The sequence below is a fragment of the Shinella yambaruensis genome (genome assembly GCF_022899355.1).
GTDB classification, from domain to species: Bacteria; Pseudomonadota; Alphaproteobacteria; order Rhizobiales; family Rhizobiaceae; genus Shinella; species Shinella yambaruensis.
Genome location: NZ_JALJCK010000008.1, coordinates 241,658 through 258,716 on the forward strand (window position 1 = coordinate 241,658; position 17,059 = coordinate 258,716).

Genomic DNA, 17,059 nt, shown 5'->3' on the forward strand with positions numbered 1-17,059 from the left:
TTATGCTTGCGGACGCGGCCCCTTCGGGCGGCGCCCCCCGCATGGAGGAGACAGCATGTACGGCTCATACGGTTTGTTCATCGACGGTGCCTGGTCGGGGCCGGCGCAGGGCGCTTCGACGGAGATCACCGATCCCGGCAACGGTGCGGTTCTCGGCAGCGTGCCGGCGGCGGGCGTCGAGGATACGGAGCGCGCGATCTCCGTCGCGGAGCGGGCCTTCCGCGGCTGGAAGGCGACGCCCGCCTGGGCGCGGGCCGACCTGCTGCACAAGGTCGCCGACGTCATGGCCGCCCGCGCGGCGGAAGCCGCCCGCCGGATCACGCTGGAGACCGGCAAGCCGCTCGCCCAGTCCGGGCGCGAATGGGGCCTCGCCGTCGACCAGTTCCGCTGGTACGCCGAGGAGGCGCGCCGCATCTACGGCCGCATCGTCGAGAGCCGCGCGCCGGGCGGCCGGCTGGAAGTGAGCCACGAGCCCGTCGGCGTCGTCGCCGCCTTCACCGCCTGGAATTTCCCGGCGGCGCTGATCGCCCGCAAGGTCGCCCCGGCGCTTGCCGCCGGCTGCGCCGTCATCGTCCGCCCCTCCGTCGAGGTGCCGGGCGTCGCGATGATCCTCTTCGATTGCCTGCGCGAGGCCGGCATTCCCGCGGGCGTCGCCAATCTCCTGATCGGCCCCACCGCCGCCACCTACAAGCCCATCATGGCCGCGGCCGCCGTGCGCAAGGTCTCGCTCACCGGCTCCACCCGCGTCGGCCAGCAGATGATCCGCGACAGCGCCGAGACGGTGAAGCGCGTCAGCATGGAGCTGGGCGGCAATGCGCCGATGATCGTCTTCGACGACGCCGATCTCGACAAGGCGCTCGATCTTGCCGTGCCGACGAAATACGCCAATGCCGGCCAGGTCTGCGTCACGCCCGACCGCTTCTACGTGCACGAGGCGCTGCACGACCGTTTCGCCGAGGGCTTTGCCGCCCGCGCCCGGGCGCTGAAGCTCGGCCACGGCCTCGACGAGGCGACGCAGATGGGGCCGCTGATCAACCAGCGCCGCATCGCCGCCGTCGAGGAGATCGTCGCGGATGCGCGCGACCGCGGCGGCAGGATCCTTGCCGGCGGGCGGCGCCCGGCGGAGATGAATGCCGGCTTCTTCTTCGAGCCCACCGTCATCACCGGCCTGCCGGACGATGCGAAGGCGATCGCGGAGGAGAATTTCGGCCCCATCGCCGCCATCACGCCCTTCGCCGCGGCCGACGAGGTCTTCGACCGCGCCAACGCCTCGGAGATGGGCCTTTCCGCCTATGTCTTCACCCGCGATGCCGGCCGCGCCCGCGAGGCGGCGGCGCGGCTTGAGGCCGGCATGGTCGGCGTCAACAGCTTTGCCCTGGCCGCAGCCGAGGCGCCCTTCGGCGGCATCAAGGCGAGCGGCATGGGTCGCGAAGGCGGCACCGAGGGCATCCTCGACTATTCCAACGTCAAGCTCGCGCAGATGACGGTCTGAGGGAGGCATGCATGATCAGGAACGGTGTCAGGCAGCGCTGGGCGGAAGGCAGGCCGGTGCTCAACGGCTGGCTCTCCATCGCCAATTCCTTCAGCGCGGAGATCATGGCCGCGCAGGGCTACGATTCCCTCACCATCGACCTGCAGCACGGCATCGTCGGTTATGACGGCGCGGTGCCGATGCTGCAGGCCATGCGGGCAAGCGGCGTGACGCCGCTGGTGCGCGTGCCCTGGCTCGATCCGGCCGATATCATGAAGGCGCTGGATGCCGGCGCCTACGGCGTCATCTGCCCGATGATCAACACCCGCGCCGAGGCCGAGCGCCTCGTCTCCTATGTGCGCTATCCGCCCGCCGGCGTGCGCAGCTTCGGCCCGAGCCGGGCCCTGTTTTCCGCCGGCCCCGGTTATGCCGCCGAGGCCGACGACGAGATCATCTGCCTTGCCATGATCGAGACCGCGCAGGCCTACGAGAACCTCGAGGATATCCTCGCCACGCCCGGCCTCGACGGCGTCTATATCGGCCCGGCCGACCTGACGCTCGGCCTGCAGGGCAAGCGCTACGCGCCCGGCTTCGACCGCCGCGAGCCCGAGATGATCGAGGCGATCAGGACCATCCTCCATGCCGCCCACCGGGCCGGCAAGCGGGCGGCGCTGCACAACGGCACGGCCGACTATGCCGCCGAGGCGGTCGGCTGGGGCTTCGATCTCGTGACCGTCTCCAACGACGTGCGGCTGCTCGCCGGCGCCGCCGAGGCGAGCGTCCGGGCCTTCCGCGAGCGCGTGCAGCAGGTCGCCCCCGCCGACACGATCGACACGGGAGGATATTGAATGCCGAGGATCCTGGTGGCCGGCAAGATCCACGCGGACGGCCTTGCCGTGCTCGAATCCGCGCCCGGCATGGTGATCGACTATGTCGAGGAGGTCTCCGCGGCAAGCTACGAGCCCTTCCTGGCGGCGGCCGATGCGCTGCTCATCCGCACCCAGCCGCTCCCCGCGGCCTTCATCGCCGGGGCGCGGCACCTCAAGATCGTCTCGCGCCACGGCGTCGGCTACGATTCCGTCGATGTCGCGGCGCTGAACGGCCGCGGCATCCCGCTTGCCGTGGTCGGCGACGTGAATTCCCGCGCGGTGGCCGAGCACGCCGTCATGCTGATGCTCTCGGCCGCGCGGCGCACCGTGCTCTTCGACCGCAGGATGCGGCAGGGCGACTGGAACTATCGCAACAGCCTCGATGCCGACGAGCTCGATGGGCGTACGCTGCTGATCGTCGGCTTCGGCCGCATCGGCCGGCGGCTGGCGCAGATCGGCGCGGCGCTTGGCATGACGGTGCTCGCCTATGACAAGTACCAGGATGCCGCCGGGATCGCGGCGGCCGGCGTCGTCCCGGTCGGCGACCTGATGGACGGGCTGCGCCGCGCCGACGTCGTGTCGCTGCATGTGCCGAAATCCGGTGCCGAGCCGCTGATCGGCGCGGCGGAGCTGGCGGCGATGAAGCGCTCGGCCATTCTCGTCAACACGGCGCGCGGCGGCCTGATCGACGAGAAGGCGCTGCTGGCGGCGCTGGAGGAGGGGCGGCTTTCGGCGGCGGGGCTCGACGTGCTCGATTGCGAGCCGCCGGCCGGCGACGACCCGATGCTCGCCTGCGAGCGGGTGGTGCTCTCCCCGCACAATGCCGGGCTCACCGAGGCCTGCGCGCGGCGCATGGCGATCGCCGCGGCGGCCAATATCCTCGATTTCTTCAAGGGCACGCTCGACCCGGCGCTCGTCGTCAACCGCGCGGAGATCGCCGCGCACCGTCCCGCGACGATCGGGGCCTGATCATGGCGCTCCTGACCTTTCGCGACATCGCCAAAGCCTACGGCACCGTGCCGGTGCTGAAGGGCATCGACCTCGTGGTCGAACCCGGCGAGGTCCTCGCCCTTGTCGGGGAGAACGGCGCCGGCAAGTCGACCCTCATGCGCATCGCCGCCGGCCTTGCACCGCCTTCCTCGGGCACGATGCTGCTGGACGGAGCGCCCGCGCCGGCAAGCCTCCATGCCGCCGAGCGGGCGGGCATCGTCATGGTGCACCAGGAATTCTGCCTCGCCCCGCATCTGACGGTGGCGGAGAACGTCTTCCTCGGCCGCGAGATCACCCGCGGCCTCTTCACCGATCGCAAGGCGATGGAGACGCGGGCGCGCGACCTTCTCGCCGAGCTCGGCTCGGCGGCGCCGGTGCGCGCGCGGCTTCGCGACCTTCCCGTTTCCGACTGGCAGATGATCGAGCTTGCCAAGGCCTTCGCCCGCCAGCCGAAGCTCATCCTCATGGACGAGCCGACCGCCGTGCTCTCGGCGACCGAGGCCGGCAACCTCTTTGCGCGCATGCGCGCCTTCCGCGCGGCGGGCGGCGCGGTGATCTTCACCTCGCACCGCCTCGACGAGGTGAAGGCGATCGCCGACCGGGTCGCGGTGCTGCGCGACGGCCAGATCGTGCGCGTCGAACGGGCGCATGACATCTCCGAGGACGCGATGGCCGAGGCGATGGTCGGCCGGCCGCTGGCCGAGATCTATCCGCCGCGGCGCGGCGCGGCCGCGCGCAAGCCGCTCCTCAGCGTGGCCGGCCTCACGGCGCCCGGCGCGGTGGAAGAGGCGACGCTGGAAATCCGCGAAGGCGAGGTGCTCGGCATTTCCGGCCTTGTCGGCTCCGGCCGCACCGAGCTCTTCGAGGCGCTGTTCGGCCTGCGCCCGGCGAAATGCGCCTCCTTCATGCTGCGCGGGGAAAAACGCCGGCTGCCGGCGGCGCGCGAGGCCTGGGGGCTGAAGCTCGCCTACCTGACGGAGGACCGAAAGGGCAAGGGCCTGCTGCTCGGCAAGCCGCTGGCGGAAAACGTCGCCCTGACCAGCGGCGCGATCGCCGGCGCGGCCTGGATCGACCGGCGGGCCGAGCGGCGCGGTCTGGAGGCGGCCGTCGGGCGCTACGACATCCGCACCGGCCGGCTCGACGTTACCGCGGGCGCGCTCAGCGGCGGCAACCAGCAGAAGGTGCTGATCGCCAAGACGCTCGGGGTGGAGCCGGACCTCGTCGTCTTCGACGAGCCGACGCGCGGCGTCGATATCGGCGCCAAGCAGCAGATCTACGACATCATCGCGGGGCTCGCCGCCGCGGGCAAGGCGATCGTCGTCATCTCCTCGGAGATGCAGGAGATCGTCGGCCTGTCCGACCGGGTGCTCGTCATGCGGCGCGGCCGCATCGCCGGCGAGCTTTCGGGAGAGGGCATCACCGAGACCGACATCATCCGATTTGCCATGGGCCTCGAAGAGAAGGACCCGCAGGAGGAGGCAAGCCATTGACCGACATCACCGCCACGTCCGCCGGCAGCGCAGCCGCGTCGCCGGGCCGCACCCTCGTCGGCCTGTTCGGGGCCGCCGGCCCGCTCATCGCGCTCATCCTCCTGATGCTGGTCGGCGCGCTGATGAGCGACAGCTTCCTCGGCGCGGAGAACCTTTCGAACGTCTTCACCCGCAGCGCCATCATCGGCATCATCGCGGTCGGCGCCACCTTCGTCATCACGGCGGGCGGGCTCGACCTGTCGGTCGGCTCGCTCTCGGCGCTCGTCGCCGGCATGACGATCATGTTCATGAATTCGGCCGCCGCCACGCTCGGCGACGGCTGGCAGCTCGTCGCCGCCGGCATCCTCTTCTCGCTGGCCATCGGCGCCTTCGCGGGCTTCATCAACGGCTTCATGATCGTGCGCGGCCGCGTCGAGGCCTTCATCGTCACGCTCGGCGCCATGGGCATCTTCCGCTCGGTCATCACCTGGCTTGCCGACGGCGGCTCCATCTCGCTCGATTTCTCGCTGCGCGATGCGGCGCGGCCGATCTATTACGGCCAGGTCCTCGGCATCGCCGTGCCGATCATCGTGCTCGCCGTCATCGCCGTCATCGGCGAGCTGACGCTGCGCCGCATGCGCTTCGGCCGCCATGTCGCCGCCATCGGCTCGAACCGGCACGTCGCCTTCTATTCGGCGATCCCGGTCAGCCGCGTGCGCATCCTCACCTATGTCATCCAGGGCCTCTGCGTCGCCGTCGCCACCGTCATCTACGTGCCGCGGCTCGGCGCCGCCACGCCCTCCACCGGCCTCATGTGGGAGCTGGAGGCGATCGCCGCCGTCATCATCGGCGGCACGGCGCTCAGCGGCGGCTTCGGCCGCATCTGGGGCACCATCGTCGGCGTGCTGATCCTCGGCTTCATCAGCAACATCCTCAACCTCACCGGCTTCGTCAGCCCCTATCTCAACGGCGCCTTCCAGGGGGCGATCATCATCATCGCCGTGCTCCTGCAGCGCGACCGGGCGCAGGGCTGACGCTTCATTTCACAACAGGGAGACAAGTGAATGTTCCATCGACTGAAATCCATGCTCGCCGCAGGTGCGGTGGCCGTTGCCGCCATCGCGGCGCCCGCCCTTGCCGCCGACGCCGTCATCGGCGTCTCGATCCCGGCGGCGACGCACGGCTGGACGGGCGGCCTCAACTACCACACCAAGCGCACGATCGACCGGATGAAGGAAGCCTTCCCGAACATCGACTTCGTGCTGGCGACCTCTTCCAGCGCGACGCAGCAGGTCAACGACATCGAGGACCTGATGGCGCGCAACATCAACGCGCTCGTCGTTCTGCCCTTCGAATCCGATCCGCTGACCGAGCCGGTCAAGGCCGCCAAGGCCAAGGGCGTGTTCATCGCCACCGTCGACCGCGGCCTTGCGGAAGAGGGCATCGAGGACCTTTATGTCGGCGGCGACAACCCGCAATACGGCACGGCGGCCGCCGAATACTTCAAGAAGAAGTTCCCGGACGGCGGCAAGATCGTCGTGATGCGCGGCATCCCGACGGCGATCGACAATATCCGCATCGACGCCTTCAACGCGGCGCTGAAGGACACGAAGATCGAAGTGCTCGACATGCAATATGCCAACTGGAACCCGGACAAGGGCTTCGAGGTGATGCAGGACTACCTGCAGCGCTTCCCTGAGATCGACGGCGTGTGGGCCGGTGACGACGATGCGGCGCTCGGCGCCATCGAGGCGATCAAGCAGGCTGACCGCAAGAACGTCACGGTGCTCGGCGGTTCGGGCATGAACAAGGTCATCAAGCTTGTCATGGACGGCCACGACATGGTCGATGCCGACATCTTCTACCCGCCGACGCTGATCATCCCGGCGATCGAGCTCGTCACGATGAAATACGCGACGCAGGCCCCGATCAACGGCCGTTACGTGCTCGGCAGCCCGCTGATCACCAAGGACAATGCCGCGGAATACTACTTCCCGGACGCGCCCTACTGACAAGCAGGCCCGGAGCACGCCTCCCGGCCTCCCGCCATGCCTCCGGGCATGGCGGGATGCGCCGTTTCCGGGCGAGCGTTGCAGACTTCGGTTTTATGCAATAGTGCAAATATGGACCGGCACCGGCTCATCCCGGGTCCGAGACAGTACCATCCGGGGAGTAGGCCGTATGCCGAGGGTAAAGCAGTCCGATCAGCCGCCGCCGAAGACGGCGAACTACGAGACCTTCGTCAACATCGTCACCGAGGCCTATCCGAACCTGTCCGACCGCTTCCAGCAGGTCGCCCGCTTCATCACGCAGAACCCGAATGTCGTGGCGATGCAGTCGATCAACGCGATCGCAGAACAGTGCGGCGCGCATCCCTCCATCCTCGTGCGCTTCGCCCAGCATTTCGGCTTTTCCGGCTTCAAGCAGCTCCAGTCGGTGTTCCAGAGCCGCCTGTCGACGGCCGCGCCCGGCTACCGCGAGCGCATCAGCGCGCTCGACGTCGACCTGGAAAAGACCAAGCGCAAGGGCAATCTCGGCTTCCTGCACGATCTCGTCGTGCGCGACATCGCCACCCTGCAGGAGCTCCTGAACACCACGACGGAGGAGAGCCTGTCGCAGGCGGCGCGCGCGCTGAAGAACGCCAACACGATCTTCATCGCCGGCCAGCTGCGCTCCGAGCCGATCGCCAAGTTCCTGCGCTACGTGCTGTCCATGCTGCAGTGCCGGGTCATCCTGCTCGACCCCGCCGGCGGCCTTGCGCCCGAGATGGCCAAGGTGATGGGCAAGAAGGACGTGCTGGTCGCCATCGCCTTCCGCCACTATGCCAAGGAGGTGGTGACGATCGCCGATGTCGCGGCCGAGACCGGCACGCCCATCGTCGCGATCACCGACAGCCAGCTCTCGCCGCTCGCCAAGAACGCGGCCGTGCTCTTCACCATCCCGGAAGACGAATATTCCTTCTCGCGCTCGCTCGCCGCGCCGATGTGCCTGACGCAGACCATCGCCGTGGCGCTCGCCGCCCTCCTGCAGGAGGACAAGAAGGGCTCGCCCGAGATCCCGACGGTCACGGGCAGGCAGCGGCGCAAGGGCTAAGGCGGTACGCAGGTCGAAATACCGCATAGCGGCTCTGCATCCTCTCCTCCGTCATCCTCGGGCTTGACCCGACCATGACGAAAGAGAGGCATGCGGCGCTCGGCAGGGTTGCTTTGGGACGCCCTTCAGCCGGTGATCTCATCGACCCTGACGAAGCGGCCTTCCGCCTTGGAGCGGATGGCGGCCTCGGCCAGCACCAGTGCCTTTTCGCCGTCGTCGAAGGTCACGTCCGGCGTAGCGTTGGCGGCGACGCAGCGCAGGAAGGACTTCAGGCCGATCTCGAAGGCTTCGACGTAACGTTCGATGAAGAAGTCGAGATAGGGCTCGCCCGCACCGGTGGCGGCCGCGGTGAAGCGCTCGACCTGGTGGGCGCGCCGGTTGCCGGAGATCAGCATGCCCTTCGCGCCGAACAGCTCGACGCGCTGGTCGTAGCCATAGGCGGCGGCGCGGGAATTGTTGATGTGGCAGAGCTTGCCGCTTGCGGTGCGCAGGATGATCATCGTGGAATCGACGTCGCCGAATTCCGCGAGCGTCGGGTCGACGAGCGTGCTGCCGGTGGCGAAGACCTCGGCGGGTTCCTCGCCCAGCATGAAGCGGGCAAGGTCGAAATCGTGGATGGTCATGTCGCGGAAGATGCCGCCGGAGACCTTGAGATAGTCGCGCGCGGCAAGGCCCGGGTCGCGGGAAGTGATGATCACCTGCCGCAGATCGCCGATCTCGCCGGCGCGCACCGCATCGCGTGCGGCCCGGTGGCCGGGATCGTAGCGGCGGTTGAAGCCGATCTGGACGGGCCGGTCGAAGCCGGCGATGGCCTTGCGGCAGGCGACGACGCGGGCAAGCGAAAGGTCGATCGGCTTTTCGCAGAAGATCGCCTTTCCGGCGCGCGCGGCGGCCTCGATGAGGTCGGCATGGGTGGCCGTGGAGGTGGCGATCAGCACGGCGTCGGCAAGGGCGATCGCCTCCTCGGCGCTGGCGGCGACCGGGCAGCCGTAGCGCCGGCCGATCTCCCCGGCGGCGGCGGTGACCGGGTCGTAGACGGCGGCAAGCGCCGCACCCTCGGCGCGGGCGATGGTGGCCGCGTGCATCTTGCCGATGCGCCCGCAGCCGAGCAGTGCGATCCTCGTCATGGTTCCTCCTCGGAATGTATGGATGGCTTGCAAAAAAAGTTGCGCATATGAAATTTCGTCAATATTAATTCTGCCGGGAGCGCTTTTGCAAGCCCGTTTCGGACGGGACAGAATCTGGAGGAGGAGAGCATGGCGGAATTTCCCTTGGCCGGGCGCCGTTTGCGGCTCGGCGTCATCGGCGGCGGGCAGGGCAGCTTCATCGGCAAGGTGCATGCGCGCGGCGCGCGGCTTTCGGGCCGCTGGGATGTGGTGGCGGGCGCGCTGTCGTCCCGCCCGCAGGTGGCGCAGGAATCCGGCCGCGCCTGGCTCCTTGCGGAGGATCGCATCTATACCGACTACCGCGTGATGGCCGAGCGCGAGGCGGCGCGGCCGGACGGCATCGACGCCGTGGCGATCACCACGCCCAACAATTCCCACCATGCCATCGCCGTCGCCTTCCTGGAGAAGGGCATCGACGTCATCAGCGACAAGCCGCTGACGACGACGCTCGAGGATGCGCTCGACCTGGTGCGCCGGCAGAAGGAGACGGGCCTCGTCTTCGGCGTCACCTATGCCTATGCCGCCTCCGCCATGGTGCGCCAGGCCCGCCAGATGATCGCGGAAGGCGCGCTCGGCAGATTGCAGCAGGTGCATGTCGAGTATTTCCAGGAATGGGCGCTGACCCCGCCGAGCGAGGCCGGTGCCGGCGCCCAGTGGCGCGTCGATCCCGCCATTGTCGGCCCCACCTTCACGACCGGCGACATCGGCACCCATTGCCACCATCTCGGCGCCTTCGCCTGCGGCCGCCCCGTCACCGCCGTGCGGGCGGAGTTCCACACGCTCGGCCCGCCGAAGGCGCTGGAGGACACGGCCTTCATGCATGTGCGCTACGAGGGCGGCATTCCCGGCACCATCATGATCTCGCAGGTCGCGCCCGGCGCCCATTGCGGCCTGCGCATCCGCGTCTTCGGCGACAGGGCGAGCCTGGAATGGAACCAGGAGGAGCCGGAGCTGCTGCACTTCCGCCGTTTCGGCGAGCCGGCCCGCGTGCTGACGCGCGGCGAGGGCGCAGGCATCGGCACGCATGCGGCGCGTTTCGTGCACATGCCGCGCGGCCATCCGGAGGCGCTGAGCGACGCCTGGGGCAATCTCTACGAGGAGTTCGCCATCGCCATCGAGGCGCGCCGTCTCGGCCGGACCCTGCCCGAGGGACTGCTCGCCTATCCGACGGTGGTGGACGGCGCGCTCGGCGTGAAGTTCATCGAGGCGGCGCTCGCCTCCAGCCAGTCGGGCGGCGCCTGGGCGGACTGCACGCTGCCGTCATGAATTGCAATAAGTATTGCAATAAACAATAATGTAGAATAAAAGTTTCAGACAGTGGCCGGCGCGAAAAGGCCGGCCGAGGGAGGTTTACCATGTCCACCATCCGCCTGACCATGGCGCAAGCCCTGGTGCGTTACCTGTGCAACCAGTTCACCGAGATCGACGGCAGGCGCGAGCCGCTGTTTCCCGGCGTCTTCGCCATTTTCGGCCATGGCAATGTAACATGCCTTTCCGAGGCGCTGGAAGCGGTCAAGGACACGCTGCCGACCTGGCGCGGCCAGAACGAGCAGTCGATGGCGCTTGCCGCGATCGGCTTTGCCAAGGCGACGCGCCGCCGCCAGATCATGGTGGCGACCAGCTCCATCGGCCCGGGCGCGCTGAACATGGTGACGGCGGCGGGCGTCGCGCACACCAACCGCCTGCCGGTCCTGCTGCTGGCCGGCGACAGCTTCGTCAACCGCCGGCCCGACCCGGTCATGCAGCAGGTCGAGCATTTCGGCAATCCGACCATCACCGTCAACGACGCCTTCAAGGCCGTGACGCGCTACTGGGACCGCATCGTCCATCCCGAGCAGATCATCGCCTCGCTGCCGCAGGCCGTCGCCGTCATGCTGGACCCCGCCGATTGCGGCCCGGCCTTCCTGGCCCTGCCGCAGGATGTGCAGGAGATCGCCTGGGACTATCCCGAAAGCTTCTTTGCGCCGACGGTCCACAAGGCGCCGCGCCCGCGGCCGGACCGCGACAGCCTCGCGGAGGCCGTGCGCGTGCTGAAGGCGGCAAAACGCCCGCTGATCATCTCCGGCGGCGGCGTGCGCTATTCGGGTGCGGAAACGGCGCTCGCCGCCTTTGCCGAAAAGCACGGCATCCCGCTCTGCGAGACCATTGCCGGCAAGGGCACCGTCACCCATGACCACCCGGCCCATGTCGGCCCGATAGGCATCGTCGGCTCCACCTCGGCCAATGCGCTGGCGGGCGAGGCCGACGTGGTGCTCGCCGTCGGCACGCGCCTCATGGATTTCACAACCGGTTCCTGGACCGCGTTTTCGCCCGACGCCCGCTTCGTCTCGATCAACGCGGCGCGCTGGGATGCCAGCAAGCACCGCGCCGTGGCCGTGGTCGGCGATGCGCTGGAGACGGTCGGCGAACTGGAAGCCGCCATCGGCGATTACAGGGCGGATGCCGGCTGGACGGAGAAGGGCAGGCGGGAATTCGCCAGATGGAACGAGGCGCTCGACGGCTACCAGAAGCCGACCAATGCGCCGGTGCCGACCTATGCCCAGGTCGTCGGCATCGTCAATGCGAAGGCCGGGGAGCGCGACCTCCTGATCACCGCCGCCGGCGGCCTGCCGGGCGAGGTGATGAAGAACTGGCGCGTCAAGGCGCCGAACACCTTCGACTGCGAATTCGGCTTCTCCTGCATGGGCTACGAGATCGCCGCCGGCTGGGGCGCCGCCATGGCCGACCCCACCCGCACGCCCATCGTCATGATCGGCGACGGCACCTACATGATGATGAACTCGGACATCTATTCGACCGTGCTGTCCGGCCACAAGATGATCCTCATCGTCTGCGACAACGGCGGTTATGCCGTCATCAACCGCCTGCAGAACGCCAAGGGCACGCCGGGCTTCAACAACCTCATCAAGGATTGCCGCGTCAAGGAGCCCTTCGCCGTCGATTTCGCCAAGCATGCCGAGGCGATGGGCGCGCTGACGCGCCGCGTCGACAGCCTTGCCGATCTCGGCGAGGCCGTCGAATGGGCGAAGGGCACCGACCGCACCACCGTCATCACCATCGTCTCCGACGCCTTCACCTGGACCCCGGGCGATGCCTGGTGGGATGTCGGCGTGCCGCAGGTGAGCGCGCGGGCCGAGGTCAACGCCGCGGCCGCCAACCAGCAGGCCGGCCGGAGGAAGCAGCGCGTCGGCGTCTAGCCTGCCTGAAGGCGCGGCCGGTCTCCATCGCCATCCTTGCCAGGTCAAGCGTCCGGGTCTATCGACGGTTCCAGGAAGCCATGATGTGCGAGGACGACCATGCATGAGATCGGGAAAATAGAGGCCGCGGACAAGCCCGCCTTCTACCGCGAGCTGCTCGCCCAGGCCGAGGGGCTGCTGCATGGCGAGCGCGATGCCGTTGCCAATGCGGCGAACCTCTCGGCGCTGATCTTTGATGCGGTCGACGATCTCAACTGGGCGGGCTTCTACTTCCTCAAAGGCCCGCAGGAGCTGGTGCTCGGCCCGTTCCAGGGCAAGGTCGCCTGCGTGCGCATTCCGGTCGGCAAGGGCGTCTGCGGCGTCGCCGTGGCGGAGGGGAAAAGCCAGCTCGTGCCGGATGTGCACGCCTTTCCGGGGCACATCGCCTGCGACGCGGCCTCGCGCTCCGAGCTCGTCACGCCGCTCGTGCGCGACGGCGTGGTGTTCGGCGTTCTCGATCTCGACAGCCCGTCGCCCGGCCGGTTCACGGCGGAAGACCAGGCCGGCTTCGAGGCGCTCGCCGCGCTCTACGTCTCGGCGAGCGAGGCCTGAAACGGCGAACGCCCGGCTTTTGCCGGGCGTCCATCTCGCCTTGTCAGCGGCCTTACGCCGCCTTCTTGCCGGCGTCGAAGGGAATTTCGATGTCGACGGCGAGCGTCGAGACCTGCGCGCCGCGTTCCATCTTGATGGAGACCTTCTCGTCGTCCACCTGCATGTGCTTGGAGATCGCCTTCAGGATCTCGTCGCGCAGCTTGTTGACGAGATCGCTGTCGCCGGTGGCGGCCCGCTCATGGGCGAGCAGCACCTGCAGCCGCTCGCGCGCGGCCGGCGCCGACTGGGCGCGGGAGAAGAAACGGAACAGGTTCATGCCGCCTTCCTTCCGAAGATCTTGCCGAGGAACGAGCGCTTGTCGCCGGGAATGGTGACCGGCAGGCTTTCGCCCTTGAGGCGGCGCGTCGCTTCGAAATAGGCGAGCGCCGGGGCCGAGCGGCCGTCGGCGAGCGTCACCGGGGCGCCGACATTGGAGGCGCGCAGCACGTCCATGCTCTCGGGGATGATGCCGAGCAGCGGGATCGAGAGGATTTCCAGCACATCGTCGACCTTCAGCATGTCGCCGCGCTCGGCGCGGGCGGCATCGTAACGGGTCAGCAGCAGGTGCTTTTCGATGCGCTCGCCGTTCTCCGCCTTCAGCGTCTTGGAATCGAGCAGACCGATGATGCGGTCCGAATCGCGCACGGACGAGACTTCCGGATTGGTGACGACGATCGCCACGTCGGCATGGCGCATGGCCAGCGTCGCGCCGCGCTCGATGCCGGCCGGGCTGTCGCAGATCACCCAGTCGAAGGCGTTCTTCAGGGCGGCGATGACCTGCTCGACGCCTTCGGGCGTGAGGTTGTCCTTGTCGCGGGTCTGGGAGGCCGGCAGCAGGTAGAGCGTCTCGACGCGCTTGTCGCGGATCAGCGCCTGCGTCAGCTTGGCCTCGCCCTGGATGACGTTGACGAGGTCATAGACGACGCGCCGTTCCGCGCCCATGACGAGATCGAGATTGCGCAGGCCGACGTCGAAATCCACGACCACGACCTTCTCGCCGCTTTGCGCCAGCGCGGCGCCGAGCGCGGCCGACGACGTCGTCTTGCCGACGCCGCCCTTGCCCGATGTGACCACGATTACCTTGCCCATTGACCTCTCCGTTTTATGAACCGCCTTCGGTTCAGCCAAGTGTTGCCGCCTTGATGGCTTCGCCTTCCAGCCAGATCTGCACGGGCTTGCCGCGCAGCTCCGGCTCCATGTCCTCGGCCGTCTTGTAATAGCCGTCGATGGCGATCAGCTCCGCTTCCAGCGTGCGGCAGAAGATGCGGGCCGAAGCGTTGCCCGTCGTGCCGGCCATCGCACGGCCGCGCAGCGGGCCGTAGACATGGATCGAGCCGCCGGCGACGATTTCCGCGCCCGATGCGACCGAGCCGACGATGGTGACGTCGCCTTCGGGAAAGAAGATGGACTGGCCCGAGCGGACCGGCCGCGCGACGACCATCGACGGTACCGTGTGCATCGGCGGCGGGCTCGCGGGCGCCGCGGCCGTCTCGACGGGCTCGGCCTTTTCGGCCTTGCCGGCCTTCTTCGAAGGCTCTTCCGCCGCCGGTTCCTCGATATCGGCCGCAGGGCGGCCGTCGGTCATGGCCGGCGGCATGTCCGCGCCGAGCAGCGAGGAGCGCGCGCCCTCGATGCCCATGACGCGCACATTGCGGGCGCTCAGCTGGCCGACGAGTTCGCGAAGCTCCGCCTTCTCGATGTCGAGCCCGTCGACATCGAGCACCACCGGCCGCCGCAGGAAGAAGCCGGCGGAGCGTGCCGCCAGATCGTCGAGCCGCACCAGCCAGTCCTCGAAGGGCAGCTCCGGGGTCAGCGCAAGCGCGAGGAAGGATCGCCCCTTGAGGCGGATCGGCCGTGGTTGGGTTAACACGTCAGTCATCTTCGTTAATTTTCGGTTGCTTCGGTGTACCGAGGAAATGGTTAACAAAGGGTTAATTTACAGGTCTGGCTGGCGCGAGGCATGCGTCCTGAGGCGGCCGTGCAACGGTTCGCGCAGAGCGGGAGAAATCGGGGTTTTCGCGTGTGCGTATTCTGTCTGCCAGCCGGTGAATTTCACGCAGGAGGGGTGCGATGCGGCCAGTTCCTCTTCTGTAGGCGGGACGCCTTGGCGCTACCCCCCTCTGCCCTGCCGGGCATCTCCCCCTCAAGGGGGGAGATCGACAAGCGGCGTGAACCTCGCTCAATTCGCGACGTTAAAGACGCGCAGAGCGCTGCTCCATCCAATCTCCCCCCTTGAGGGGGAGATGCCCGGCAGGGCAGAGGGGGGACCTATGCGATCGCCCAGCCCTTGCGCGGTCCGAGATCCCAAAAAAAGCCCGCCGGCGCCTATCGCGACCGGCGGGCAGGCTGGGAGGATCCCCTGGAACGCGTCAGGCCGCCGCCTCCTGGACGAAATGCCCCGGCGACACCTCGCGGTAGGTGCGCTTCGGCGGCACATAGCCGTGCGGGCGCAGCGGGCTCTTGATCTCCTCGTTGAGCGGCGGGTTGAGCTGTCCGCGCCGGGCGGGATCGGGGATCGGCACGGCGGAGATGAGGCGGCGCGTATAGGCGTGCTGCGGATTGTCGAAGATCGCCGCGCGCGGGCCGATCTCGACGATCTCGCCGAGGAACATCACGGCGACGCGATGGCTCATGCGCTCCACCACCGCCATGTCGTGCGAGATGAAGAGATAGGCGAGGCGATGCTGTTCCTGAAGATCGAGCAGGAGGTTGGAGACCTGCGCCTTCACCGACACGTCGAGAGCCGAGACCGCCTCGTCGGCGACGATGAGCTTCGGCTGGAGGGCGATCGCCCGGGCGATCGAGATGCGCTGGCGCTGGCCGCCGGAGAATTCGTGCGGATGCCGGTCGGCCATCGCCGCCGAGAGACCGACCTGCTGCAGAAGCTCGGCCACCCGCTCCTTCGCCTCGCGCCGGCTTATCAGGCCGTGCGCCAGCATGGGTTCGGCAATCGCCGAGCCGATGGTGATGCGCGGATTGAGCGAGGCGAAGGGATCCTGGAAGATCATCTGCGAGGTGCGGCGCATGGCGCGCAGCGCCCCGGAACTGGCCTTGGCCACATCCTGCCCATCGACGGTGATCGACCCGGCGCTCGGATCGACGAGGCGCATGATGGCGCGGCCGGTGGTGGACTTGCCGCAACCCGATTCGCCGACCAGCGCCAGCGTCTCGCCGGGCTTGAGGTCGAAGGAGACGTCCTCGACCGCATGGATCTGCCCCTGCGGCAGCGCGAAGCGCACCGCGAGTTTTTCCACCTTCAGGATCGGCGTCACGCCGCCCGGAACGGGCGACGTCACGCGGCCGTCGCTGGCCTTTCCGGTGGCGGGGTCGACATCCGGGAAGCGGCGGGGCGCGGCGGCGTCGCCCATCGTGCCGAGGCGCGGGATGGAGGCGAGCAGCGCCCTGGTATAGACCGCCTTGGGCGCGGCGAAGATCTGCGGCGTCGGGCCGGTCTCGACCATGTCGCCGCGGAACATCACGAGGGTGCGGTCAGCGACCTCCGCCACCACGCCCATGTCATGGGTGATGAACAGCACGCCCATGTTCTCCTCGCGCTGCAATTCGCGCAGCAGGTGGAGGATCTCGGCCTGCACGGTCACGTCGAGCGCCGTCGTCGGCTCGTCGGCAATCAGCAGTTTCGGCCGGCAGGCCAGCGCCATGGCGATCATCACGCGCTGGCGCATGCCGCCGGAGAACTTGTGCGGATATTCGTTGAGGCGGGATTTTGCCGCCGGAATGCGCACGCGCTCCATCAGCCGCAGGGCCTCGGCCTCCGCCGCCTTCCAGGAGAGGTCTCGGTGCAGCACCAGCGCCTCGGCGATCTGGTTGCCGATGGTGAAGACCGGGTTGAGCGAGGTCATCGGCTCCTGGAAGATCATGCCGATGGTGCCGCCGCGCACGGAGCGCATCTCCGCCTCGCTCGCTTTCAGGAGGTCGCGCCCCTCGAGCAGGATGCGGCCCTCGCAGCGCGCCCGGCCGGCGGGCAGCAGGCGCATGGTGGAGAGCGCGGTGACGCTCTTGCCCGAGCCCGATTCGCCGACGATGGCGACGGTCTCGCCGGCATTCACCTCGACGTTGATGTCGCGGATGACGGCGCGCCAGCCCTCGGCGGTCTTGAAGGAGGTCGTCAGGTTCTCGACCGAGAGCACCGGCCGTTTTGCAGTGTCCGTCATGG

At 68.4% G+C, this 17,059-nt stretch carries 15 protein-coding genes; 10 read left to right on the forward strand and 5 right to left on the reverse strand.

Going from position 1 to position 17,059, the window contains the following annotated elements:
• Positions 1–55 precede the first annotated feature (55 nt).
• The 7 genes from MUU56_RS20005 (at position 56) to MUU56_RS20035 (ending at position 7,892) form a co-directional block, all read left to right on the forward strand.
• A complete protein-coding gene (locus MUU56_RS20005) occupies positions 56–1,492 on the forward strand; it encodes an NAD-dependent succinate-semialdehyde dehydrogenase (protein ID WP_244769045.1) in 1,437 nt (478 codons plus the stop codon).
• Positions 1,493–1,503: 11 nt separating this feature from the next.
• Complete coding sequence (locus MUU56_RS20010) at positions 1,504–2,319, forward strand: HpcH/HpaI aldolase family protein (protein ID WP_244769046.1); 816 nt, start codon at positions 1,504–1,506, stop codon at positions 2,317–2,319.
• Positions 2,320–3,309 carry an NAD(P)-dependent oxidoreductase gene (locus MUU56_RS20015; RefSeq protein WP_244769047.1) on the forward strand — a complete coding sequence of 330 codons (990 nt, stop codon included), beginning with the start codon at positions 2,320–2,322 and terminating at the stop codon, positions 3,307–3,309.
• A 2-nt stretch (positions 3,310–3,311) separates the two neighbouring features.
• Positions 3,312–4,820, forward strand: coding sequence for a sugar ABC transporter ATP-binding protein (locus tag MUU56_RS20020; RefSeq protein ID WP_244769048.1), 1,509 nt, complete (start codon positions 3,312–3,314; stop codon positions 4,818–4,820).
• Positions 4,817–5,833 (forward strand): ABC transporter permease, encoded by a 1,017-nt coding sequence (locus MUU56_RS20025; RefSeq protein ID WP_244769049.1) that lies wholly within the window; start codon positions 4,817–4,819, stop codon positions 5,831–5,833. The genes MUU56_RS20020 and MUU56_RS20025 overlap by 4 nt, the downstream gene beginning before the upstream one ends.
• A gap of 30 nt (positions 5,834–5,863) precedes the next feature.
• Positions 5,864–6,811, forward strand: a complete 948-nt coding sequence (locus MUU56_RS20030; protein ID WP_244769050.1) for a substrate-binding domain-containing protein — start codon at positions 5,864–5,866, stop codon at positions 6,809–6,811.
• A 169-nt stretch (positions 6,812–6,980) separates the two neighbouring features.
• On the forward strand, positions 6,981–7,892 hold the full coding sequence (locus MUU56_RS20035) for a MurR/RpiR family transcriptional regulator (protein WP_244769051.1): 912 nt from the start codon (positions 6,981–6,983) through the stop codon (positions 7,890–7,892).
• Between the two features lie 125 nt (positions 7,893–8,017).
• On the opposite strand, the gene iolG is transcribed toward MUU56_RS20035, so the two are convergent.
• Positions 8,018–9,019: an inositol 2-dehydrogenase gene (gene iolG / locus MUU56_RS20040; RefSeq protein ID WP_244769052.1), complete on the reverse strand. Its 1,002-nt coding sequence runs from the start codon at positions 9,017–9,019 to the stop codon at positions 8,018–8,020.
• 129 nt (positions 9,020–9,148) lie between these two features.
• Here iolG and MUU56_RS20045 point away from each other — a divergent pair, with 129 nt between their 5' ends.
• From MUU56_RS20045 to MUU56_RS20055, 3 genes are all read left to right on the forward strand, one after another.
• Entirely contained in the window at positions 9,149–10,324 is a 1,176-nt protein-coding gene (locus tag MUU56_RS20045) for a Gfo/Idh/MocA family protein (RefSeq protein ID WP_244769053.1), read from the forward strand.
• Positions 10,325–10,413: 89 nt separating this feature from the next.
• Positions 10,414–12,255: a 3D-(3,5/4)-trihydroxycyclohexane-1,2-dione acylhydrolase (decyclizing) gene (gene iolD, locus MUU56_RS20050; RefSeq protein ID WP_244769054.1), complete on the forward strand. Its 1,842-nt coding sequence runs from the start codon at positions 10,414–10,416 to the stop codon at positions 12,253–12,255.
• A gap of 99 nt (positions 12,256–12,354) precedes the next feature.
• A complete protein-coding gene (locus MUU56_RS20055; protein ID WP_244769055.1) occupies positions 12,355–12,846 on the forward strand; it encodes a GAF domain-containing protein in 492 nt (163 codons plus the stop codon).
• 52 nt (positions 12,847–12,898) lie between these two features.
• Here the strand turns inward: MUU56_RS20055 and minE are convergent, their stop codons facing one another.
• The 4 genes from minE to MUU56_RS20080 all read right to left on the reverse strand — a co-directional run bounded on the left by minE (position 12,899) and on the right by MUU56_RS20080 (position 17,057).
• Positions 12,899–13,162, reverse strand: coding sequence for a cell division topological specificity factor MinE (gene minE / locus MUU56_RS20060; protein ID WP_064329066.1), 264 nt, complete (start codon positions 13,160–13,162; stop codon positions 12,899–12,901).
• On the reverse strand, positions 13,159–13,974 hold the full coding sequence (gene minD, locus MUU56_RS20065; RefSeq protein WP_244769056.1) for a septum site-determining protein MinD: 816 nt from the start codon (positions 13,972–13,974) through the stop codon (positions 13,159–13,161). Before minD ends, minE begins: the two co-directional genes overlap by 4 nt.
• 31 nt (positions 13,975–14,005) lie before the next feature.
• Positions 14,006–14,764, reverse strand: a complete 759-nt coding sequence (minC, locus tag MUU56_RS20070) for a septum site-determining protein MinC (RefSeq protein WP_244769057.1) — start codon at positions 14,762–14,764, stop codon at positions 14,006–14,008.
• Between the two features lie 490 nt (positions 14,765–15,254).
• Complete coding sequence (locus MUU56_RS20080; protein ID WP_244769058.1) at positions 15,255–17,057, reverse strand: ABC transporter ATP-binding protein; 1,803 nt, start codon at positions 17,055–17,057, stop codon at positions 15,255–15,257.
• Positions 17,058–17,059 lie beyond the last annotated feature (2 nt).